The organism is Colwellia sp. E2M01, from assembly GCF_018860585.1.
Classification (GTDB): Bacteria; Pseudomonadota; Gammaproteobacteria; order Enterobacterales; family Alteromonadaceae; genus Colwellia.
Window position 1 is genome coordinate 64,514 of sequence record NZ_JAHKPR010000022.1, and the last position, 24,047, is coordinate 88,560.

Below are 24,047 nucleotides of genomic sequence, written 5' to 3' on the forward strand. Positions count from 1 at the left end.
TACGCACATTAAGCTAAGCGCTCAAAAATTTTATCTAACTTAGTTTTTAATGTTGCGGCTGTAAAAGGCTTAACAATATAACCATTAACACCTGCTTGAGCTGCCATAACTATTTGCTCTTTTTTTGCCTCTGCTGTAATAAGTAAAACAGGTATATGCGATAAACTAGCATCAGCACGAATAGCTTTTAATAAGTCAATTCCTTGCATACCTGGCATATTCCAATCGGTTACCACAAAATCAAAATCACCACCTTGAAGCATAGGTAAGGCAGTACTACCATCATCAGCTTCTTGAATATTGGTAAATCCTAAATCGCGCAATAAGTTTTTTACTATACGTCTCATCGTTGAAAAATCATCAACAACAAGTACTTTCATATTTTTATCCAAGGCACCCTCCGGAGAAACATTCTAAATAAATTGGTTTATCTTTTACCTAAGTAGGTAGTTATATTTTTACTGTAATTTACCGTTAATTCAAATAATTTGTGATTAACAGTAAACATTATTAACTAGTATTCATTTATTCTTTTTACTGAATATGCGCTAGTTTAACTAACTTTGCCAAGATTTCATACGTGCTTTAAGTCGATGCATTGCTTGACTGTGTATTTGACTAACTCTTGATTCACTTACATCAAGTACTTGACCTATTTCTTTTAAGTTAAGCTCTTCATCATAATATAACGACAATACTAAAGCTTCTTTTTCTGGTAGCGACTTAATGCACTCTGCTAGTCCTTTTTTAAATGCACTGTGTTCAATATTTTGGTAGGGGTCATTGCCAAGGGATTCATCACCTATTTTAATGGCATCTTCACTAACACCAAGATCATCAATTCCAAGTATTTTTCCTGAACTAACTTCACTTAACATATGATGGTAGTGATTTAATGAAATATCAAGTTTTTCAGCAACTTCAACATCTGAAACATCTCTGCCTAATTCTGACTCTAGTTGCTTAATCGCTTCACTAATCATTCTGCTGTTTTTATGAACTGAACGAGGTGTCCAATCACCTCGACGCATTTCATCGAGCATTGCGCCTCTAATACGAATTCCTGCAAAGGTTTCAAAACTAGCACCTTTACTGTTATCAAAATTATTAGCGGCTTCAAATAAGCCGATCATACCCGACTGGATTAAATCGTCGACTAAAACACTCGCGGGCAATCTTGCTAATAAATGATAAGCAATACGTTTAACTAAAACAGTATGTTGTTCAAGCAAAGACGTTTTATCTATTTGGCTATTATAGCTATTCGCTTTTACCACGTATTCTCGCTCTCATTTAAGGTAGGCTAAATGGGTTAGATTTTAATATGCTAAGGCTTTAGTTTGCTAGTAGCTGTTCAATAAAGAACTCTAAATGCCCTGAAGCTTGCTTAGGTATTGGCCATTTGCTCACTTTATTTGCTAAGTCAATATAGGCTATCGCTGCGGGTGATTGTGGAAAAGCTTCTACTATCACTTGTTGCTTACGCACAGATCTACGCATATTTTCATCGAACGGTATGACACCGACTAATTCTAATGCGACATCAAGAAACCTATCCGTTACTTTGGTTAATTTGGCAAAAAGTTGCTGCCCTTCTTTAGAACTACGAACCATATTAGCAACGACTTTAAATTTATATACGCCGTGATCACGACTTAGTAACTTCATTAATGCATAACAATCAGTAATTGATGTTGGTTCATCACAAACCACTAACATCACATCCTGTGCAGCACGAGTAAAGCTTAATACCATATCAGAAATGCCGGCTGCGGTATCAACAATCAATACATCAAACTGTGTTTGCATTTCGCTAAAAGCACGGATAAGCCCGGCATGTTCTGCTGGTGTTAAATCAACCATAGATTGTGAACCAGAGGTTGCAGGAATAATTTTAATACCTGCGGGTCCATCAATAATTATATCATCAAGTTCACACTCACCTGATAATACATGTGATAAGTTACGTTTTACTCTTAAACCGAGCATAACATCAACATTGGCCAGACCTAAATCGGCATCAAGTACTAATACTCTTTTACCTTGTTGTCCTAAGGCAACTGCAGTGTTAAGTGACGTGTTTGTTTTACCAACACCGCCCTTTCCTCCTGAAACAGCTACCACTTTAACTTGCTGTAGGTCTTGCATTTTTCTTAGGCCACTCGCTTGATCTATCATTTTATTACTTCTAATTTATGCTGCTAGTTATATATTTTAGCTCAAAATTTAGCATATTAAGCTATTGCTGCTCGTGCAACAGGCATTGGTCGAGATACACTAACATTGTTGTTAACTGACTTTGTTGCCATCTTATCTGCAAGAGTAACTAATTTTTCAGCATTTGCAACTTTAATATCTTCTGGAACTCTTTGTCCATCAGTAAGATATCCAATCGGTAAACCATTTTGGATAGAAGTGGTAATTATTTCACCAATACTAATACTTTCATCAAGTTTAGTATAAATACAGCCAGACAAAGGGACTTTTTTAAAGCGATCTACATTTTCTTGCATAACGCCTTGTTGAGAGTTAGCAGCAATCACTAAATAATTACGAATTCTTACACGAGAATTAGAGATTAATGCGGTTAAGTGTTCAGCCAAGCGCATATCACGTTGTCCCATTCCTGCGGTATCAATTAAGATTAATTTCTTTTTCGCATATTGCTGTAACAAGGTATCTAATGCTTGGCTATCTTTAGCTAAACTGACTTGACAGCCAATGATTTTTCCATACGTTGCTAATTGCTCGAAACCTGCGATACGAAAGGTATCAGTAGAAATAAGCGCCACTTGATCATGACCATGAACTTGAGCAAAACCTGCAGCAAGTTTAGCTATAGTTGTTGTTTTACCGACACCTGTTGGCCCCACTAAAGCGACAACACCACCACGATTAATAATATCATTTTGAGTAGTATTAATTTGTTTAGCAATAAGTTGAGTAGCTTGCGACCACGCTTCTGCTTCATGTGATTGCTCAGGTACATAACCGGCAATTTGATCGGCAATTTGATCATTCAATCCTAAAGCAAGTAAGCGATTTACTAGCACTGCACGTTGCGGATCTTTTTGCGCCATGTCTTGCCACATTAAACCTGATACTTGATGTTCAAGTAATGAACGAATAGAGGCCATCTCTTGCTGCATTTTGCTAAATTCTTGTGAAGAGACTTGTGCATTATCACTAACGCCTGTGCCTTGATTATTGTCGCTAGTTGCTGAGTTATATGACTTAACATTTGCAGTAATATCATCACTGTCACTTTGATTATAAGTTGCTTGCTGTTGTGACTGAGTTGCCATCTCAACATTAGGTTGACTAAGACGATCGGTAAAATCTTTCAATTGCTGCTCAATGGAGCCTTCATCTAAGTTAGATACAGCTGCTGCTTGTTGGGGTGCTTGCTGTACCTGACGACCAAGTAAGGCAGATAAACTATCTGCTGGTGCTTGCACAGTTTCACTCATACTTGACTCATGAGTTGTTGCATTTATGTCTGTCGCTGTTAAGTTTTGAGCGTTTTCCATCTGCGCAGCTTCAGCGTTAGCTCTTCCGGCACTACTTTGACCAAGACTAACAACATCGTTACTAATTTCACGATGCTCGTTTGCTGTGTTATTTGCACTTTGTATTGGTTTATTAGCCAATTGAGCGGTAGGAACAGATTGGTTATAATCCACAGCAGCCATTAATTCGACCCCTTCTGGGATCTTTTTATTGGACATTATCACTGCATCAACGCCAAGTTCATTTTTAATTTCAGCTAATGCTGTGCGCATATCTTTGGCAACAAAACGTCTAATTTTCATATCCAACCTCTACTTTCAACTATGAATTATAGCTAACAACCCGATACTTTTATTAAACAAGTTATTACTGCTGCACTTAATTTTACTGACCTATAGCGCTAACAATTTTAATTTGCTTATCATCTGGTATTTCTTGATAAGAAATAACACGTAAGCTAGGTATTGTATGTTTAACAAATTTAGCTAAAACGTGACGTAAAATACCTGATGTTAAAAGTATTGGTGTATCACCAGCCATTTCTTGCTGGTTAGCTCCTTCAGTTAATGATTGTTGTAAGCGTTCAGCTAACCCCGGTTCAATACCGGCACCATCATCTCCTGCCATTTGCATAGACTGATGCAACATCTGTTCCAATTCTGGAGCCAAAGTTATGACGGGTACTTCTGGTGCACCACCGACAAGGTCTTGCACAATAAATTTTCTTAAACTAATACGAACGGCAGCGGTAAGCACTTCAGGATCTTGGCTTTTAGGGCCGTATTCCACCAATGTTTGCACAATTGAACGCATATCTCTCACTGCTACACCTTCATTCATTAAGCTTTGTAGTACCTTAACAACCGTACCTAGTGTCAAAATATTTGGCACAAAACCTTCGACAAGTTTCGGATAATTTTTCTCTAACAAATCTAATAAATTTTGGACTTCTTCATGGCCTAATAATTGTGATGCATTATTACTTAGTATTTGGCTTAAATGCGTAGCTAATACAGTTGCCGAGTCAACAACCGTATAACCAAGTGTTTGTGCTTGGTCGCGTTGATTTTTCTGGATCCAAGTGGCATCAAGTCCAAAAGCAGGATCTTTAGTAGCTACCCCTTCAAGTGAGCCAAAAACTTGACCCGGATTAATGGCTAACTCTTGATCATGTCGAATTTGTGCAGTACCAACCACTACGCCCATTAATGATATTTGGTAACTGTTTGGGTCTAAGTCTAAATTATCGCGAATATGCACTGCAGGTACTAAAAATCCAAATTCTTGTGATAATTTTTTACGAACGCCTTTTATTCTACTTAATAGCTCGCCACCTTGCGCTTTATCAACAAGAGGAATTAAACGGTAACCTATTTCTAAACCAATCACATCTACGTGGTTAACATCATCCCAACCTAGTTCTTTTACTTCTTCTTCTTTTTGTTGGCTTAATGCTTGCTCTTCGTGAGCTATTTGCGCTAATTCATTAGTTTTATTTACTTTGTTTCTTGCTCCCATAAAAGCGGTAGCTGCGATAATGGCTGCAAATAAAATAAATACAAAATGTGGCATACCAGGAATAACACCCATAATAAGCATTACACCAGCAGCAATATAAAGAGATCTCTCTTGCCCTAATTGGCTACTAACCTGCTCGCCCATATCTTCAGAAGTATTTTGACGAGTTACAACGATTGCAGTACCAATAGATAATAATAAGCCTGGAATTTGTGCTACTAAGCCATCACCAATAGTTAACAGTGTGTATATTTCAACGGCACTATCAAACGATAAGTCATGTTGCACCATGCCAATAATTAAGCCACCAATAATATTGATGAATAAAATTAAAATACCGGCAATTGCATCACCTTTTACGAATTTACTAGCACCGTCCATAGAGCCGTAAAAATCAGCTTCATTAGTTACTTCAGTACGGCGTTCTTTTGCTTGTTCTTGAGTAATAAAGCCCGCATTTAAGTCAGCATCAATCGCCATTTGCTTACCCGGCATTGCATCTAAAGTAAAGCGTGCTGTTACTTCGGCGATTCGTCCAGCACCCTTAGTTATTACAACAAAGTTAATAATGATCAAGATAAGGAATACCACTAAACCTACAGCATAGTTGCCACCAATAACCACTGAACCAAAAGCTTCAATGACTTTACCTGCAGCTTCAGGGCCTTCATGACCTTCGAGTAAAACAACACGAGTACTGGCAACGTTAAGTGCTAACCTTAAAATAGTTGCTACTAATAAAACAGCAGGGAAAGAGCCAAAATCAAGAGGCTTTAAGGTATAAACGGTGATAAGTAATACAACGAGAGAAAGTGCGATGTTAAAAGAAAATAAAATATCTAATAACCAGGCAGGCATAGGTAAAATAATCATACCTAGTGCTGCCATTACTAATAATGGAGTGCCTAAACCACTAAAATAACGTAGTTTCGATTTATCTAACTGATTAAAATAAGAGGCTATTTGTTGCATTATTACTTCATGATGTTTTTTTGACAGTACTCATGAATTAGCAATTCTTATACCAATAACATTCAGACTCATTTAAATATATTATTGGCTTAGTATTAACTTGTCTGAACGCTTTTTTAACACTTCTCTAATCATTAGATTTTTGAGGAAAGGAAAAGATAAAACCGCGCGATTATTAAAAATATAATTAGCTTAATACAAACGATTAAACCCTATTTGCTAATACTTAAAATCGTCTGGGATTGGTAATTTTTTAGCAAGAGGGGTAGGTTTTTGAGCTTTACCTTTTTTATGTTCATTAAGTTGAAAAATAAAAGCTAACACTTGTGCAACCGCTGCAAACAATTCTTCAGGGATATCTTCCCCTACTTCCGCGGTATAATATAACGAACGCGCTAGCGCAGGTGATTGTATAATTTCAACTTGATGCTCTTTAGCAATAGTACGAATATGCAATGCCATTTCATCAATGCCTTTGGCTGTCATTATTGGCGCCCCATTACCTGCAGGATCGTATTTAAGGGCAATAGAAAAATGTGTTGGGTTGGTAATAACCACATCTGAGTCTGGTACATCTTGCATCATTCTACGTTGTGATATTTCATATTGCGCACGACGTACACGACCTTTATTTTCAGGACTACCTTCTGTGCCTTTGTATTCATCTTTAATTTCTTGCTTAGTCATTTTTAATTGCTTGGTATGGTTCCAAATTTGATAAGGCGCATCGACAACTACGATAATACCGATAGATAAAGCTAAAACCAAAAACATCCACATTAACATATTAACGGCATGTGCAAAGTTAGCAGGTATGGTTTCACGGCTTAAACCTAGAATTTCTTCAAATAAACCACTGAGCAGTAAAAATGCGACAATAAAAACGACAAAAAATTTTAAAATTGACTTAAGGAGTTCAACGGCGGCTTGTACACCAAACATACGTTTAAAACCAGCCATTGGTGATAGTTTACTAGCTTTAGGCGCCATAGCTTCCCACGAGAAGTTAATTCCTCCAAGCATAGTATTCCCTACAAATGCGGCTATCATTACAATAAAAAACAACCAAAGTAATGGCGTTGTAATTTGATATATGCCGTCGTTTATTACTTTAAATAAGGCATTAACATCCATCGCTTCTTGCCGATTTATGCTAAACAAATGACTCATCATATCAGCCATAGCACTTGCTAGACTACCACCGACTAATAACATACCGCAGGCACAACCTACTAAAACAAAAAAAGTACCTAAGTCTTTAGATCTGGCTATTTGACCTTTTTTTCGGGCATCGGTAAGTTTTTTTGCCGTGGGTTCTTCGGTTTTTTCACCGCTATCTGAATCAGCCATTATGGTGCCTGACAGTCAATGAGGTAGCAACTAAAGTCAAGCGCACGTTGCCACTGTAGTTCAAAGTGAGTAAAGAAGTTACCAAAAGTTAACCACATAATAATTAAACCAGCCATCATGGTGATAGGGAAACCAATAGCAAAAATATTCAGTTGTGGCGCAGCACGAGTCATAACACCAAAAGAAAAATTAATTAATAACATTGCCGTAATTGGTGCTAATGAAAGCGATAAAGCCGTAGCAAACATCCAACCGCCCCACTCTACAACTTCACGATATTTGATACTTGATAAATGCTCTGTTGGAATAGGTAAAGTGTCAAAGCTGGCGACGACAAACTGCAAATAAGCCAAGTGCCCATCCATCACCCAAAATAACAAAGAAGATAAAATCAAAAAGAACTGACCTATAGCAGGCACATTCATTCCACTGGCAGGATCAACTAATGAAGCAAAACCAAGGCCTGATTGCATTGCAATAATTTGTCCAGCAAGGGTAAACGTATTAACCACCATTACAGTAACAAAGCCAAGCATGACCCCGATAATCATCTGTTGCCCTAATAATATAGCGGTTGTTAATGTGAAAAGATCATCAACGGCAGCTGGCGGTATAGCGGGCATAACGGCAACAGTAACACTGAGGCATAAAAATAATTTAACGCGCCCGGGAATAGTTCTTGCGCTAAAACCGATCATGGTCATAACCAATGCCGAGATACGACTAAATGGCAGAATAAAATCTGCTAAATATTGATTAATAACTGACTCGGTAAACTCCATAATTATAAACTACGCGTTGTTTGACTGTGTTGGTAACGAATTTCTAACTGATTATTCATTAAATAATGACTTATTAAATAATTACGCTTGGAATACTGGAAATAAGCCGAATAGTGTAGTCCATAATTTTTTGCACCAACCAATGACCACCGATAATCAAGGCCAGTAAGGTAACAACTAATCGTGGTAAAAAGCTTAACGTTTGTTCGTTAATTGAGGTCGCAGCTTGAAAAACTGCAACAATCAAACCTACGGCTAAGCTTGGCAGGATAATAGCGCAAACTAGAATAATCACTAGCAATAAGGCGTCACCTAACATATCTATATAGATTTCTGGACCCATAATTTACTCTCTTTTTACTTAGCTAACTACCCATACCGTAACTGGTAGCGATTGTACCTATCACTAAATTCCAACCATCAACTAACACAAATAACATTAACTTAAATGGTAGTGACACTATCATTGGCGATAACATCATCATACCCATTGCCATTAAAATACTCGCTACAACTAAATCAATAATTAAAAATGGAATGAATAATATAAAGCCTATTTGAAACGCGGTTTTTAATTCACTGATAATAAAAGCAGGGATAATAACCGTCATAGGTAAGTCGGTTGGTTGAGCTACAGGACCAACGCCAGCCATTTCGGCTAAGGTGTCAAGATCTTTAACGCGGGTTTGCTCAAGCATAAAAGCACGTAGAGGTACTTTAGCTAAATCAATGGCCTCAACCGAGGTGAGCTGTTCTGAAATATAAGGTTGAATAGCCGTTTTATCTATTTGATTATAAACTGGCGTCATAATAAATAAGGTCATAAACAAAGTTAAGCCAATAATCACTTGGTTTGAAGGCGTTTGTTGTAAACCAAAAGCTTGTCGAAGAATGGCCATCACAACCACAATACGAGTAAATGATGTCATCATAATAACCGCAGCAGGAATAAAACTGAGCGCGGTCATAAATATTAATATTTGTAAATTTACGGAATACTCTTGCGAGCCATCGGGGTTTGTTGTCAACTTTAATGCCGATAACGATAAGTCTTCGGCTGCAGCGCCAAAACTCAAACCAAGCAAAGACAGAGTAATAATTATAATGAACGAAATACTTTTCATGGTTCGCTGATATTCCCTATTTAAAAGTAACCTTTATATTTGTTGTCATCGTTAGATAACCCAATGATCACAGTTTTTTAGATGATAGAAAAGACAAAATATTTTTGGGTAGTGCAACATTGTTATCAGCTTGAGTTTTTAAAGGCTCAGCTAGCTTATCAAGCAAGGTGATTTGTTGCCCCGTAATACCTAACAATAGTTGCTGCTCACCTACTTGTACTACGAGCACTCGCTCTTTAGTACCTAATCTCAAGGTTGTAACCACTTTAAGTTGATTAACACTTTGCTGAGTTAAATTAAAACGTTTAAGTATTAACGCACAAACAATGATTAACCCTAACACCATAAATAAAGACAAAATCATACTGCCTGGGTTCATGTTAGCCATTACATGCTTACCCACTTGCGGTGCTGGTTGCTCTGTTACCGTATTTTTTGGAGTAGTAGGGGGAGATTCAATAGTTGTAGTTACTTTTTCTTCCGGTAATGTTTCTTTTGATAAGGCATTTTTTACTGGCGTCTGTTTAGACTGCCCCGTAGCCGTATTATCAAATAGAGCTTTAGTGGGAGTATCAATGGTTATCTTTTCTAGTGTTTTATCGGCAATACTACCTGACGCATTAACCGTTGCATTAGCATGGTTTACGTTTGGATGAGCTGAATTATCAGTATCAGCTATGTCTGTAACTGCTATTGCCATTAAAGGTAATAAATAGCAGTTACAGGCAAACAAGATACCAAGCGTTTTTTTTATCATCTTATATTTTCAGAAGTAACGTTCAATTAAGAAATAGATTGTTATTGTTTATTTTAGTTTTTTAATACGCTCAACCTGACTAACCACGTCAGTTAAACGAATACCAAACTTATCATTAACGACAACAACTTCACCATGCGCGATTAACGTACCGTTAACCAATACATCAAGAGATTCACCCGCAACGCGATCTAATTCAACCACAGAGCCTTGGTTTAACTGTAATAAGTTGCGAATACTAATATTACTTCGGCCAACTTCCATCGAAATAGTCACAGGGATATCTAAAATAGCGTCAAGCTTACGTTTTTCTTCACCGCTGATTGGTGCTTCATCTTCAGTTAGCTCTTCTAGTTCAACAGCTTCTGCCCCTTCACTAGAGGCAAGCGCTTCAGCTTGTTCGTCAAGCGCTTCATCCCACATACTTAGGTCTTCATCTTTTTCGTTGCTCATAACACTGGCCTCAATTTATAATTTGTTCAAATATCTAAACTAACTTTCCCACATATAAAGGATTACAAGTCGTCTTCTAGCAGATGAAGCTCTGCATCATTATCAAGGCGTTTTCCGCCTTTAGTTAAAATAGTTAATTCTGATTTAGCTGATTCTGGTCGCTTAATTTTTGATTCGATTTTTAACGCAACATTATCTCGACTGCGCCCTAATTTAGCTCTAAAAGTAGGTAAATCTTCAATTAACACCGTAATATGCTCTGGCATTTCAATTGGGATAATATCACCCGCTTGTAATTCCATGACTTGGCTAAGTGGGATATCCACTTCGATAAACTTGGTATTTATATTTACCGACACATCCATAATTTCGTCGCGTAATGCTTTCGACCAACGCATGTCGGTATCTTCTTTATCACTCTGTACACCGGCATCAAGTAACTCTCGAATAGGCTCGAGCATTGAATAAGGTAAAGCAATATGAAAATCACCGCCGCCACCATCTAATTCAATATGAAAAGAGCTAATAACAACCACTTCGGTAGGACTCACAATGTTTGCCATCGACGGGTTTACTTCAGAATCTAAATATTCAAATGAAACGTCCATTACTGGCGACCATGCTTCTTTGTAATCTTCAAAAATAAGCTTTAACAGCATTTGAATAATACGGCGCTCAGTTGGGGTAAACTCACGGCCTTCAATTTTTGCGTGGTATCGGCCATCACCACCGAAAAAGTTATCTACCAAGATAAACACTAACCGTGCTTCCATGGTAATTAACGCTGTGCCTTTTAGTGGACGAAAACGTACCATATTCAAACTTGTTGGAACAAATAGAGTATGGATGTATTCGCCGAACTTAATCATTTGAATACCGTTAATTGAGACTTCCGCAGTTCGACGCATCATATTAAATAAACTAATACGCATATGGCGAGCGAAGCGTTCGTTGACCATTTCCAACGTTGGCATACGACCACGAACAATACGATCCTGTGAAGAAAAGTCATAATCTGAGGTGCCGTCACGTCGTTGAACGACATCCTCAACTATTTCTTCTTCTTCAACATCGTCAACACCGTGTAATAAGGCGTCAATTTCGTCTTGGGATAATAAATCACTCACTCAATACACTCTTCTTATTTTATCTATTTGATCGTTATTTACTTGCGAGTTTACCTAATGCAGTTCAATCAGTACTTGGGTCGGTTAATGCCAACTCTGTTCTTGCTAGCTTTGTTAATGTTAGCTCAGTTACTGCATAACAAAACCAGTAAAGAGAACTTTCTCTACTGTTTCATTACTTTCAATTTCTTTCATTGTTTGTTGCACAGCCGATAATGCTTGTTCTTTTAAGGCCACTTTACCTGCACTTGTTGCTAAATCATCGGCATTGGCACGAGAGAAAACCGCAAGTAAAGTACTTTCAATTAAAGGTATATGCATTTTTGCGTTTTCTTCGTTTTGCGAGCCACGAACGAGTAATTGCACTCTAATTTCCACAAAACGATCTCTTACTGCACCAGGAACATTAAAGCGAAAAGGTCTAGGCATAGGTACATATAAAGCCGTACCCAACTTAGCATCAGAGCTTGGAGACGCTGCTGAATCTGAACTGCTACTGTTACCACTATCGCTATTTGATGAAGTATTTAAAGCATCTTGACTATCGCCACTATCACCCATTAAGAAAAAGTAAGCGCCTGCACTACCGCCAAGTAGAACAACAACAGCAATGATGATAATCATCATTTTTTTCTTTTTACTCGACTTATCTAGTTCTAACTCACCTGGTTTTTCGTCTGCCATGATAATCCTTAATATTTACAATCAGTAACCTATTATGAGGCGTGATAAATAATTACTTACTTTATGGATGTAGACTATATCCTTGAATAGCCTTTGAGCCAATGTGTTTTCATTAACTTAACTGATTTTTAACTGAATTCTAGCTTAACTTTAGCTTTATTTAAGTAAATTATGCGTAGTAATCTACTCCAGTTTCAACAGTACCAAATAAGTTTGTCGATAAAATCTGCTCATCTTGATTCTGTTCTGCTAATAATCCATTACTACTATTTTGTCTGCCTGAAGCTAAATTTGATCTGTTTTCTGCACTATTATCACTGTTTTTTTGGTTTTGCTGCTCAACATTTGCATCACCAACATCAACGCCTTGCTCAGCAAGCATTTCTTTTAATTTATGCATATTTTGCTCAAGCGATTCTTTAGCTTGTTGGTTTTGCACAATAAAATTAACTGCTGCTTGCTCACCTTGTAAATTAACACGCACTTGCATATTACCAAACTCAGGCGGATCGAGAGTTATATCAAACTGCTGTATTTTTTGGTTAATCATGATCATAACTTTATCTTTAACAGCATCAGCAAAGTCTTTTCTGAACATAGAAATAGTTTCTTGTTGCAGTTGTACGTTGTTTTTTTGTATTTGTGCAGTATCAGTTGCCACCGTATGGTTCAGCACTTCAGAAGACTGGTGTTCCATATAAGCATCGTTACTTTGTTTAGTTTGTGATGCTTGCAATGTTTGTGCTTGTGTCTCGGCAGTCGCACGAGCAGCAAAAGCATCTGTTACGCTTGTTGGACTTTTTGTTCCTTGCTCTGTTATTTTATCTTTAGCAAGCATTGACTCAATAATTTCTTCGTCAAGGTTTTCAGTGCTATTAGCATCAACGTCAATATCGTTACCTGTATTTTCACTGCGGGCTGATTGTTGTGCTCTCTGCTGGTTTTTTGCATCTAAAAACTGCTCTTTGGCGACGTTATCTCCCGCTTGAGTAACAGCAACTTTATCTGTAACCGATTTATCATGGCTGTTGATGTTATTGTTTAACTGAGCATTAGGTGTTTCACTAGTAGGAATTTTTTCAACAGATGAAGTTTTAACTTCTCCTTCAGTAATAGAATTAGCTACGGTAGTATTTTTGTAATCACTCTGATTATCGCTTTCCTTGCCTACAGTTCCCTTCGCTATAGACTCTTTTATTGCAGGGTCTTTCACTAAATTTTCTTGGGCTATGGCTTTATCGCTTACTTCATTTTGTGTGTTAGCTGCAGCTTGTCTAGTTAATAAAGCTAACTCTTCTGCTGTTATATCTTCACTTAATATATCACTAGATAAAACACGACTAGTAGCTTCCGTTACCTGGGTTTTATTCGCTTGAGAAACGCCAACAGCCACATCAGATAGTTTGCTATTTTTAATATCCGCAGTACTTAGTTGGTTTTTCATTAATTGCTCGCTAGACTGGCTTACGCCAATATTGCTTGCGGTTTTACTTTCTGCTGTCATCTCAACTTTAGTAGGGACACTTTTTTCTACTGTATTAGTTTCTCCGCTACTTTTTTCTAAAGTTTTTGTTTCTACGGAGTTAGCTTCTTGATTGTTAACTAACACACCACGTGTCGCGAGCTCTTCATTTGAGAATGATTTTAACTTATGATCAAGTGTTAGTGATTTATTTTGCTCTAAATCGCCATCAATTGTTGTTTGAGTTGTTTGCTCGCTATTAGATAATGATTGAGTAGTACCGTTTAAGCTTTGTGCCGAGTGATTGGCTGAGTGTTTTAAGGTTTGATCGCTATTATATAATAATGAAATAAACTGCTCAGACTCAGTTAATGCTTGCGGCGTTGCAGCATTGCTTGTTACTGATTTTTTTTTATTGCTGTCTTGCGCTGGTTCGTTATCCGCAACCTCGGTACTCGCTTCATTTTGTTTATTGTTAATGTCACTCGTTGCTTTAGCTGTTTTTTCGTCAGTATCTACCGGTGAATTTTCTGTTGCATTGTTATCTACTTTAGCATTTTTAGCTGAGGCTACCGAGTTATCCGTGTCATTTTCTTGGCGATTCGAGTTATCCTCCGAAGAATTGCCGCCTTTACTTGCCTCATTACTACGTGTTGCCGTTTCTGTTATTCTGCTATCGTCAGTTACTTTATTAGTAGTAAGTTTTTTATCATCATTGACATGTTGTTCAACTAATCGAGAAAAACTTGACTCTCCATCACGCTTGCCAGAATCATTTATAGACTCTTTAGCTTTTAAATCAGCATCTTGTGAAACAAATTTAGGTAAAACATTTACTGATTGCATAATTACCCCAGTAGATTAATGGATAAAAAATCCTAAAATTACGACGTTAAGTTGGTATCGCTGTTTTCATTTGCGAAGTTAAAATTAATTGTAAAATTTATTTTTAATAGTCACAAAAAAGCAAGTAACTTACTTATAGTTAAAGTAAAGCAATATTCATTCCAATTGCTGTATATTAAATTGATACTGAGCTTTGCGGGTTATTAATTTTTTAAACTAAATCACACAGCTAAGGCTCAATAAACTATGCTTAGAAGCCATTTAAGTTAAACTAAAATTAAAACAGACTTAAAAATAAACCAGTATTAATTAAAAGCCGATAATAAATAAGTAGAGGTGAGGGTGAAAATAATTAACGAATAGGACGACGAATATATTGTTGCGTTGCAATTTCATCAAACATTTTTTGTTCTAACTTTTCTTCTGCCGCAGCCACCACTTTCAAGCGTTTTTCTCGAAGTAGCTCAACCGCTTGAACTTTTTGTCTTTGTTTAAGCCAAATTGTTCTACTTTGCTCTGCCAAAGCTTTAGCTTGTTTCATAGCTATTTCTACCTGTTCAGAAGCGGTATCAAGTTTTGCAATAAAAGCATGGTAATGACTATAAGTGGCGCTATCTAACCCTTGTTCAGCGCGTTGGCTTAAACGTTTCATATATTCTAAACGGTAATCAGCAACACCTTGCAAGCGAGACATATTTTGTTGATATTCATGTTCGGCCAACTTTAATTGGTCAGCACAACGTTGTTCGTTGTCCTGTTCATATTTTAATATGGTATCAAGCTGTTTCATGGCCATGTTGAATACTCTTTAAATCCGTTAATTATATATACTTTTATTGCTGATTATTATGCGCATGTGCGGCAGCAATTATTTCTTGCAACTGAGTTATACTTTGCTCATAAGGGATCACTTCACTAATTTTTTGCTGTAGAAAAAAGTTGATCACTGGTAATACATTAATGGCTTGATCAATACGCGGATCACTACCTTTGGTATAAGCACCAATAGCAATAAGATCTTTATTTTGCTGATACAAGGCATACATTTGTTTTAACTGTTTAGCCAACTCTTGATGTTCGCCTGTGGTTACCATGGGCATAACACGAGAAATTGAACCTTCAATGTTAACCGCTGGGTAATGCCCAGCATCAGCTAACTCACGAGATAACACCACATGCCCATCTAAAATAGCCCGCGAGGCATCAGCAATTGGGTCTTGTAAGTCATCACCTTCGGTTAACACTGTATAAAATGCGGTAATAGAGCCTTGCCCTTCTCCGCCATTGCCTGCGCGTTCAACCAATTGCGGTAATTTAGAGAATACCGAAGGTGGATAACCTTTGGTTGCTGGTGGCTCACCAACAGCTAAGGCTATTTCACGTTGTGCTTGCGCATAACGAGTTAATGAATCAAGCAGTAACAATACATTTAAGCCTTGGTCTCGAAAATATTCACTAATTTGTACTGCTGTTTCACACCCTTTAAGGCGCATTAATGGTGAATTATCGGCGGGAGCTGCGACTACTACCGCACGTTTTAAACCTTCTTCGCCCAATATTTCTTCAATAAATTCTTTTACTTCTCGACCACGCTCACCGACTAAGCCAACCACAACAACGTCAGCAGTTGTGCCGCGGGTCATCATCCCCATCAGGACACTTTTACCAACACCAGAGCCGGCAAACAAGCCCATACGCTGGCCTTTGCCAATACTGATAAAACTATTAATTGAGCGGACGCCAACATCAAGTACTTCACTAATAGCGCGTCGTGATAACGGGTTCATAGGTTTTGTGTCGTGATGATAATTATCGTCCGACTTAATAGGGCCTTTACCATCAAGAGGTTTACCTACACCATTAATAACACGGCCAAGTAAGCTCATAGACATTGGTACTTTGGCTTTACTTGAAATTGGTAATACACGTGCGCCTGGCATAACACCACGTAAACTTTCTTCTGGCATTAAATAGGTAATGTCTTGAGCAAAACCAACTACCTCAGCTAATAAATCGCCATGTGCTGTTTCAACTAAACATTGACTACCTACATGGGCTTTTACGCCAACAGCCTCAAGTGTTAAACCGACAACACGTACTAATCGACCGGCAACAGGCACATTAAAGTTGTGGATAAATTTTTGACTATTTTTTAAACGCTCGGTTAGGCGTAAGGTATCGACCATAGTATTTAGTGACCTTGAGATTACCTAAGATAAAGTGTAGTGCTTATCATAGGAGTATTAAGTAAGTCGTGCTAAGTGACGACTTTACTCTTCAGTTTGATGTAAAGCATCCTGCAAGAAAGGTTCCAGCACTTGTTTTAATCGAGCTTTCATTTGCAAGTCGATATTAGATGTACTGTTTTCAATTTGGCAACTGCCTTGTGCTATTTGTGGTGCGGGCAGTAAGCGCCAACCTTGCTCGGCGATATGATCAGCGCCAAATTGTTTCTCTACCAATTTAATATCAGCCGGGTTTAAACAAATTTGAGTTTGCGCTTCATTGCTAGGTAAGCTTTTAATACCTGTAGCGATAGCCGCCATTAAAATGTCAGGGTTGGTTTTTGCTTCGTGTAACACAACCGCTTCGGTTAATTGTAAAACTAAATTAAGCAGTTGTTCTTCAACATTTTTATCTACGTTAGCCAATGGTTTGTGTAATTGTTCTATAAGTTTTTTTAGGTTTGCAGCTTGTTCATCTATTTGCTCTTTACCTAAAGCAAGACCTTGCTCTGTGCCTTCTTCAATACCCTGAATTTTGCCCTCTTCTATACCCTGCGCTTTGCCCTCTTCGTAGCCTTTAGCAAAACCTTCTTCTTTACCTTGATTAAAGCCTTCTTCACTGGCAGCTTGTCTAATTTCTTCAATTTCTTGTGCGGTTAGTGGCTCTGGCTCAACTTCTTCAGGCTCAGGAGGTTCATATACCCAATTACTTTTTTTACCTAAAGCGTTGGTTTTATTACTCTCTTGAACTGTAGGCGCGCTTTGCACATCAGGTAAAGACCACACATCAGGCGAGTCATCTTGAGAAGCTTTTATAATTCGAACAGGGGGTTTACTCATGACAATACCTTTACTGATTAGTTACTTTGCTTAAAAGAGTTCGTTATAAGAACTCATCACCGCCACCGCCGCCGCCAAGCATAATTTCACCTGCGTCAGATAAACGTCGCGCCACTGATAATATTTCTTTCTGTGCGGCTTCTACTTCACTAATACGAACTGGCCCCATGGCTTCTAAATCGTCTTGCATCATTTCAGCAGCACGTTTAGACATGTTACTCATGATCTTATCTTTTAATGCTTCATCGGTACCTTTAATTGCTTTCATTAAGGCTTCTTGCTGTACTTCACGCAGGATAGCTTGCATACCTCGGTCGTCAACATCGGCAAGGTTTTCAAACACAAACATCAAGTCTTGAATTTGTTGACTCATTTCTTCATCATTTTCACGAATAGAGTCCATCAACATGCCTTCAACGTTAGTGTCTAGGTAGTTCATAATATCAGCCGCAGCTTTTAAGCCGCCCATTTTCGCTGCTTGCGCACCAGCTTGTCCAGCAAACTGTTTCTCCATAATTTCATTTAATTCTTGTAATGCTGCAGGTTGAACTTCTTCTAAGTTAGCAATACGCATCATTAAGTCTAAACGTACTTTGTCGGTAAATTGACTCATGATCTCGGCCGATTGCTCTGGTTCAAGGTACGATAATACAATCGTTTGTATTTGTGGATGCTCATTACGAATGATATTGGCTACTTGTTTCGAGTCCATCCATTTTAATGAATCTAAACCTTTAGCGCCGCCACCCATGACGATTTGGTCAATAAGGTTACCGGCTTTATCTTCACCAAGCGCTGCTGTTAAGGCTTTACGTACAAACTCTTCACTTTGGAAACCTATAGTAGAGAAGTTTTGTATTTCATGAATAAACTGCTTATGTACGGCGGTAATTTTTTCTTGAGTAAAGTCTTCCATCGCCGCCATTACCGTACCTACTTGCTGTACTTGTTTTGGCTCAAGGTGTTTCAAGATTTGTGCTGCGTCTTCTTCAGACAAGCTAAGTAATAAAATAGCAGCTTTTTCAGCACCTTCTAATTTTTCTACGTCAAAGCCTTGTGGGGCTGCGGCTAATTCGCCGACTACATTTTTTTCATCACTCATCTTCGTTCAACCAACTTTTAACTACTTGCGAGGATAGTTCAGGCTCATTGGCAACTAGGGCACGAACTGCTTTTAATACATCTTCATCACGATGAAGATCTGGTAATTGTAAACTACCGTCCGCTGCAAAACCTACGGCGCCAGCATCAAAATCTGAGGTTAGCATATCCATCGTTTCATCACCTAGATCAATATGTCCATCAAGTGATTTGTCACCATAGTCATCAGGTGATTGGTCAGGGTAAATTAAACGTTTAAGCATAGGGCGAACAACAGCAACGATCAACACAATAATAACCAAGGCACCTAATACTAGTTTTAGTACTTTAACAAACCACGGTTGTTGCCAAATAGGTACTACCGCTTCTTCACCGTAATCAGGTCTATTAAACGGAATTGTTATCACTTCTAAAACATCACCGCGTTGTAAATCAAAACCAATACTGCCTTGTAAAATACGACGAATACTAGCTGTTTCAGCTGCTGATCTTGGTACATAAGCACCTGTAGTTGTAGTGCCATCTTCAGCTGGTGCAGAGTCGCTACCAGCAACATAATCAAGGGCAACTGAAACACTTACACGTCTAATAACACCCGCTTGTTGTTTAGTATGACTGATCGCTTCATCTAATTCATAGTTTTTCGTTGATTCTGAATGTTTGCGGCTTGGCATAGTTTTCTTTTGCTCGCCACCCACCGCATTTTCAGGAATAGATGACTCTAATGGTGGTTGATTAGTTAATGCGCCAGGAATGCCACCTAAACCACCACCAATATTAGTGCTTTCTACGTTCATTTCGCTTCGTAGTGCTGGTAAGTCTGAATTATAACGACGTTGTGTTTCTTCAACGTTGGTAAAGTCCATAGTGACATCAACTTGCGCAGTATAGTTACCTAAACCAACAACCGGAATAAGAATACTATCAATTTTTTCCATGTACTCTTGTTCACGTTTTTGTTCTATTTCAAATTCTTTACGTGAACGTGAAGAAATAGAGTCTTGTGAGCCTGAGTTAAGTAAGCGGCCATTTTGATCGGTAACGGTAACACGGTTTGGACTTAAACCTTGTACGGCTGAAGCAATAATGTCGACCACAGCATCAACTTCTTCTTCAGAAAGAATTTTACCGCGTTGCATCGTTAACACAACAGTCGCCGATGGATTTTTTTCACGGCGGGCAAAAACATTTTCACGTGGAATCGCTAATAAAACTTTAGCACGACTAATGCTTTGTAATTGTTCAACTGTTTTGGCTAATTGTTGTTCACGACCAAATTTTAATCTTTCACGCTCCAGACGTTGGCTAACACCAAAGCCCATATCTTTCATTAAAATATCTTCACCTTGTGAAGGCTCGTCTGTTAAACCTTCACGAGCAAGTAATAATTTAACGTGCTGATATTCATCGGTAGGTACTGAGATGGTGTTGTTTTCTTGACGATATTCCACTTGATTAGCATCAAGGAAATCCATTGTAGTGATTAATTGTTTAGTTGGTAACTTAGATAGAAAACGATATTCTGGCTCATTCGCTAACATGATCACAAAAATAGCAATAGCTAAACAAATAGCCAAGGCAACCACTATGGTTATTTGTCTTAAAAAATCAACATTCCCTAATGAAGCAGCAAATCCTGATTTTTGATCTTCGATATCAGAATTATCATCTTCATTAGCGATCATATTGCCGCTGTTATCAGCTGCTACCATTGCGTTTGTATCGGACACGTTACTTCTCCGCTGTACTGTTTTTTTTAAGAAAAGTTATCAACTATGGTCTAGGAGAATTCTTTTATCGTTATATTATTGTGCGTAAGTCGTTTAGAAAAAGGTGTTTTATTGAGTAACAACTAGCTATTCATTATAAAAGTTGAAGCACCAGGTTATAAATTATTTAAGCCAGACAGGTTAGACTGGCATACTCATAATCTCTTTATAAGCTTCAACAAATTTATTACGTATTTGCACGGTTGCATCTAAAGCAATACCTGATTTAGAAGAAGCAATCATTACTTCGCCAAGGGTTACGTTAGGATCGCCCATTTCAAATGCTTTTTTCTTATCACCAGATTCAGCTTGAAGTTCGTTAACATTATTTAAGGCTTTACTTAGCATGTCACCAAAGTTACTGCTTGATTCATTGATTTTGCCAACGCTATTAGTAGGTATACCATTAACGTCCATAGCATCAGCACCTACAGTAGGTAGCTTGTTGCCCATAGCTTGTAACGACATACTTTGCATTTGGCTATATAGAGAGTTGCCTTTGATATCCATAGTGCGCTCACTTTTGTCAATTTATTTACGTTTTAGTAAGAGTTAACAGTGATACTGCAAACATAGTGCCAAAAATAGATATTTAACGGTAAGTGAGTATTTGTAAGGGGTTATTAAAAGGGAAGTAAGAGGAATTTAAGGTAAGTTTGATACTAGGTGCTAGGTATTAGGTACTAGATACTAGATACTAGACACTAGATACTAGGTACTAGACACTAGGTACTAGATAATAGGTTGGCACCTAAATACCTAGAGCCTAGTAACTATCCCCTAGCTTGTAAGATCTAGATTAAGCAGGGATCTCAATACCTGAATCGCGCATTTTGGCAATTTTATAACGTAATGTGCGCGGGCTAATACCTAGGCGTTCAGCAACATCTTTGCGACTACCATGACACGCTTGTAAGGTATCTAAAATTATCTGGTGCTCTTGCAGCTTAAGCTCACTACCTAGCTTATCATCACTGATCACTTGCTTCTCAGGTTCAACAATTGCAGCTGTATCAAAGTTTTCAATCAACAAGTCACTGGCATCAATTAATTGATTGGTATGTAAAATAAGCGCTCGTTGAATAACGTTATCTAATTCACGTACGTTACCCGGCCAATTGTATGCATTTAACTTACTACGCGCCGCACCAGTAAACTCTGGAATTGCATCGCCATTTTTTTGACAATGACGCAACACCAAATGCTGAGCGAGAACGTATATATCATCAACACGTTGTGCTAACGGTAACCAAGTTAATGGAAAAACATTTAAGCGATAATATAAATCCTCGCGGAAAAGCCCTTCTCTTACCGTTTCTTTTAAATCACGGTTACTGGTAGCGATAACTCGCACATCAAGGCTTATGGTTTTTCTACCACCTAAGCGCTCTACTTCACGCTCTTGCAGTACCCGTAATATTTTAGCTTGCAGCCCTAAGTCCATCTCGGTTATTTCATCAAGTAAAATGGTACCGCCTTGTGCTTGCTCAAACTTACCTGGGCAAGCTTGTATAGCTCCCGTAAAGGCACCTTTTTCATAACCAAACAATGTTGCTTCTAGCATATTTTCAGGAATCGCTGCACAATTAATAGCAACAAAAGATTCACTATGTCGCTTTGAATGATTATGCACATATTGCGCTAACACTTCTTTACCAGAGCCACTTGGCCCTAAAATCATTACCGAGGCTTCAGTACTTGCTACTTTCTTAGCTAAAGTCAGTAATTCTAAAGAACGCTTATCGGCGACAATAGGATCGTTTTTATTAATCACCTCAGCTGGCATATATTGACTGACCATATTCAGTAATACTTGTGGCGCAAACGGTTTAGCAATGTAATTACAGGCGCCATCTTGCATCGCTTGTACTGCATCATCTATAGTGCCGTAAGCGGTCATTAATAATACCGGTAAGTTTGGATGCTGACTCTTAATACTTTTTAATAACGATAAACCACTCATCCCACCCATTTGTACGTCACTGATCACAATATCAACTTGATGCGTTTTTAGGGCAAGTAGTGCAGCTTCACCTGAGTCGGCTTCAACACAACGATAATCAGCTAATGAAAGAGTATCTACTAGTGCTTCTCGCAAACCTGCATCATCTTCAACAACAAGAATTTTATGTTCGGTCATTAGTGTTCTCCCACTTGATTACTGTGCAAAGTGTTACGTTTGTCGTTGTTACCACTATTTTCAACAACAGCGCCATGCTCTATTAAAGGCAACTTAATAACAAAGTGTGCTCCTGAGTTTTGTTTATTACTCTCATTAAGTAAGTTCACCTCACCTTGATGAGCATTAACAACAGATTTCACCACGGATAACCCAAGCCCTGTACCTTTACTACTTGAGGTATAAAAAGGCTGAAAAATTTTATCACTAATTTTTGCGTCAATGCCCGGACCATTATCTTTAACACTTAAATACAGATCATTGGCTTGACTGTAAACTTGCAATGTAATTTGCGGTTCAAAATCGCTTTGTTGAATTGTACTCATTGCACGCAAAGCATTTTGTAATAAGTTTTGAATAGCACCTGTTAATGCATTTTTATTGCCTAAAATATATTGTTCATCGTCAGCTAGTTTAATTTTTATATTAGTTGATTCTTTGATAAACAGCGCCTCCATAGACGCTACCGTATCAGTAATTAATTCATTAATACCAAGAGGTGAAACAACTTGCTCAGTACCACTTTTTGAAAACAGTAGCATGTCGTTCACTTGTTGTTCTAAATCATGTAAACGCGCATTTAACTTTTCCTGAAACTTAATACGAGAAGCTTCTGCTAAGTGACTAGTCGCTAAGTTTTCGCCATATAAAATGGCTGCTGATAACGGTGTACGAATTTGATGGGCAAGTGTAGATACCATTTTCCCTAATGAGGAAAGGCGTTGCATTTGAGAAATTTTGTCTTGTAATAAACGAGTTTCAGTTAAATCAGTGATCATAATTAACTGACCCGGTTGTGAGCCTAAACTAGTAATTTCTAGTTTTACTCGACGCCCATCTTTTAAAGATATTTCGTGCCAATCATCTTCACGCGGAGTAAATGAGCGAGCAATAACATTAAACCAAGGTTGCCCTAATATAGGCTCATCGAGTAAGTTTCTAGCAACTTGATTTATTTTCACCACAATACCATTACCGTCAAGCATAACTAAGCCTGTTGGCATCACATCAATTAGCTGATCCGCTAATAAATTATTATTACTTGTATCGTGAGCAAACACATGACTGCTATTTTTCTTAGCAAAATCATTGACATTATTAGGCACAGTATACGGAGAAAAATGCTGGCTAGCCGCCTGTTTTCTTAATGCTGCTAATTCTCCGGGAAAAGACTCTTGTGCAAGAGGTTTAGCACTATTGCGACTATGATGGGGCTTTTGTCTATGTAAGGTCGGCTTTTTAGTAGCAGCGACATTTACCGAAACATGCTCGGCAGCAAACCTAACATTGACGTTAGGTTCAGTCTTTTGAGGTGTTGTTGCTAATGTTGCTTGTGCCATAATATACG

The 24,047-nt window shown here is 38.0% G+C and carries 22 protein-coding genes; all 22 read right to left on the reverse strand.

Annotated features, from left to right (window positions below):
* Positions 1 to 8: 8 nt before the first annotated feature.
* Positions 9 to 392 carry a chemotaxis response regulator CheY gene (cheY, locus tag KO502_RS04445; protein ID WP_081967698.1) on the reverse strand — a complete coding sequence of 128 codons (384 nt, stop codon included), beginning with the start codon at positions 390 to 392 and terminating at the stop codon, positions 9 to 11.
* Between the two features lie 165 nt (positions 393 to 557).
* Positions 558 to 1,277, reverse strand: coding sequence for an RNA polymerase sigma factor FliA (locus tag KO502_RS04450; protein WP_216021361.1), 720 nt, complete (start codon positions 1,275 to 1,277; stop codon positions 558 to 560).
* A gap of 58 nt (positions 1,278 to 1,335) precedes the next feature.
* Positions 1,336 to 2,178, reverse strand: a complete 843-nt coding sequence (locus KO502_RS04455) for a MinD/ParA family protein (RefSeq protein WP_216021362.1) — start codon at positions 2,176 to 2,178, stop codon at positions 1,336 to 1,338.
* A 56-nt stretch (positions 2,179 to 2,234) separates the two neighbouring features.
* Positions 2,235 to 3,812: a flagellar biosynthesis protein FlhF gene (gene flhF, locus KO502_RS04460; RefSeq protein WP_216021363.1), complete on the reverse strand. Its 1,578-nt coding sequence runs from the start codon at positions 3,810 to 3,812 to the stop codon at positions 2,235 to 2,237.
* 82 nt (positions 3,813 to 3,894) lie between these two features.
* On the reverse strand, positions 3,895 to 6,000 hold the full coding sequence (gene flhA, locus KO502_RS04465) for a flagellar biosynthesis protein FlhA (protein ID WP_216021364.1): 2,106 nt from the start codon (positions 5,998 to 6,000) through the stop codon (positions 3,895 to 3,897).
* A gap of 219 nt (positions 6,001 to 6,219) precedes the next feature.
* Entirely contained in the window at positions 6,220 to 7,350 is a 1,131-nt protein-coding gene (gene flhB / locus KO502_RS04470; RefSeq protein ID WP_216021365.1) for a flagellar biosynthesis protein FlhB, read from the reverse strand.
* Positions 7,350 to 8,132, reverse strand: coding sequence for a flagellar biosynthetic protein FliR (gene fliR, locus KO502_RS04475; protein ID WP_216021366.1), 783 nt, complete (start codon positions 8,130 to 8,132; stop codon positions 7,350 to 7,352). Before fliR ends, flhB begins: the two co-directional genes overlap by 1 nt.
* A 73-nt stretch (positions 8,133 to 8,205) precedes the next feature.
* Entirely contained in the window at positions 8,206 to 8,475 is a 270-nt protein-coding gene (gene fliQ, locus KO502_RS04480) for a flagellar biosynthesis protein FliQ (protein ID WP_216021367.1), read from the reverse strand.
* A gap of 22 nt (positions 8,476 to 8,497) precedes the next feature.
* Positions 8,498 to 9,256 (reverse strand): flagellar type III secretion system pore protein FliP, encoded by a 759-nt coding sequence (gene fliP, locus KO502_RS04485; RefSeq protein ID WP_216021368.1) that lies wholly within the window; start codon positions 9,254 to 9,256, stop codon positions 8,498 to 8,500.
* A gap of 67 nt (positions 9,257 to 9,323) precedes the next feature.
* Positions 9,324 to 10,013: a flagellar biosynthetic protein FliO gene (fliO, locus tag KO502_RS17035; protein WP_252730508.1), complete on the reverse strand. Its 690-nt coding sequence runs from the start codon at positions 10,011 to 10,013 to the stop codon at positions 9,324 to 9,326.
* Between the two features lie 48 nt (positions 10,014 to 10,061).
* Positions 10,062 to 10,466: a flagellar motor switch protein FliN gene (gene fliN, locus KO502_RS04495; protein WP_216021369.1), complete on the reverse strand. Its 405-nt coding sequence runs from the start codon at positions 10,464 to 10,466 to the stop codon at positions 10,062 to 10,064.
* A gap of 62 nt (positions 10,467 to 10,528) precedes the next feature.
* Positions 10,529 to 11,593 carry a flagellar motor switch protein FliM gene (gene fliM / locus KO502_RS04500; RefSeq protein ID WP_216021370.1) on the reverse strand — a complete coding sequence of 355 codons (1,065 nt, stop codon included), beginning with the start codon at positions 11,591 to 11,593 and terminating at the stop codon, positions 10,529 to 10,531.
* A 129-nt stretch (positions 11,594 to 11,722) separates the two neighbouring features.
* Positions 11,723 to 12,277: a flagellar basal body-associated protein FliL gene (fliL, locus tag KO502_RS04505; protein WP_216021371.1), complete on the reverse strand. Its 555-nt coding sequence runs from the start codon at positions 12,275 to 12,277 to the stop codon at positions 11,723 to 11,725.
* Between the two features lie 169 nt (positions 12,278 to 12,446).
* Positions 12,447 to 14,585, reverse strand: a complete 2,139-nt coding sequence (locus KO502_RS04510; RefSeq protein WP_216021372.1) for a flagellar hook-length control protein FliK — start codon at positions 14,583 to 14,585, stop codon at positions 12,447 to 12,449.
* Between the two features lie 352 nt (positions 14,586 to 14,937).
* Positions 14,938 to 15,381 carry a flagellar export protein FliJ gene (gene fliJ, locus KO502_RS04515; protein ID WP_216021373.1) on the reverse strand — a complete coding sequence of 148 codons (444 nt, stop codon included), beginning with the start codon at positions 15,379 to 15,381 and terminating at the stop codon, positions 14,938 to 14,940.
* 37 nt (positions 15,382 to 15,418) lie between these two features.
* Positions 15,419 to 16,771, reverse strand: coding sequence for a flagellar protein export ATPase FliI (fliI, locus tag KO502_RS04520; protein ID WP_216021374.1), 1,353 nt, complete (start codon positions 16,769 to 16,771; stop codon positions 15,419 to 15,421).
* A gap of 84 nt (positions 16,772 to 16,855) precedes the next feature.
* On the reverse strand, positions 16,856 to 17,650 hold the full coding sequence (gene fliH, locus KO502_RS04525; RefSeq protein WP_216021375.1) for a flagellar assembly protein FliH: 795 nt from the start codon (positions 17,648 to 17,650) through the stop codon (positions 16,856 to 16,858).
* Positions 17,651 to 17,693: 43 nt separating this feature from the next.
* A complete protein-coding gene (gene fliG / locus KO502_RS04530; protein ID WP_216021376.1) occupies positions 17,694 to 18,752 on the reverse strand; it encodes a flagellar motor switch protein FliG in 1,059 nt (352 codons plus the stop codon).
* The gene (gene fliF / locus KO502_RS04535; protein ID WP_216021442.1) at positions 18,745 to 20,436 is read right to left on the reverse strand and encodes a flagellar basal-body MS-ring/collar protein FliF; all 1,692 of its coding nucleotides are present in this window, start codon (positions 20,434 to 20,436) and stop codon (positions 18,745 to 18,747) included. Before fliF ends, fliG begins: the two co-directional genes overlap by 8 nt.
* 225 nt (positions 20,437 to 20,661) lie before the next feature.
* A complete protein-coding gene (gene fliE, locus KO502_RS04540) occupies positions 20,662 to 21,030 on the reverse strand; it encodes a flagellar hook-basal body complex protein FliE (protein ID WP_216021377.1) in 369 nt (122 codons plus the stop codon).
* A 289-nt stretch (positions 21,031 to 21,319) separates the two neighbouring features.
* Positions 21,320 to 22,660: a sigma-54 dependent transcriptional regulator gene (locus tag KO502_RS04545; protein ID WP_216021378.1), complete on the reverse strand. Its 1,341-nt coding sequence runs from the start codon at positions 22,658 to 22,660 to the stop codon at positions 21,320 to 21,322.
* Positions 22,660 to 24,039: a HAMP domain-containing sensor histidine kinase gene (locus KO502_RS04550; RefSeq protein WP_216021379.1), complete on the reverse strand. Its 1,380-nt coding sequence runs from the start codon at positions 24,037 to 24,039 to the stop codon at positions 22,660 to 22,662. The genes KO502_RS04545 and KO502_RS04550 overlap by 1 nt, the downstream gene beginning before the upstream one ends.
* Positions 24,040 to 24,047: the final 8 nt, after the last annotated feature.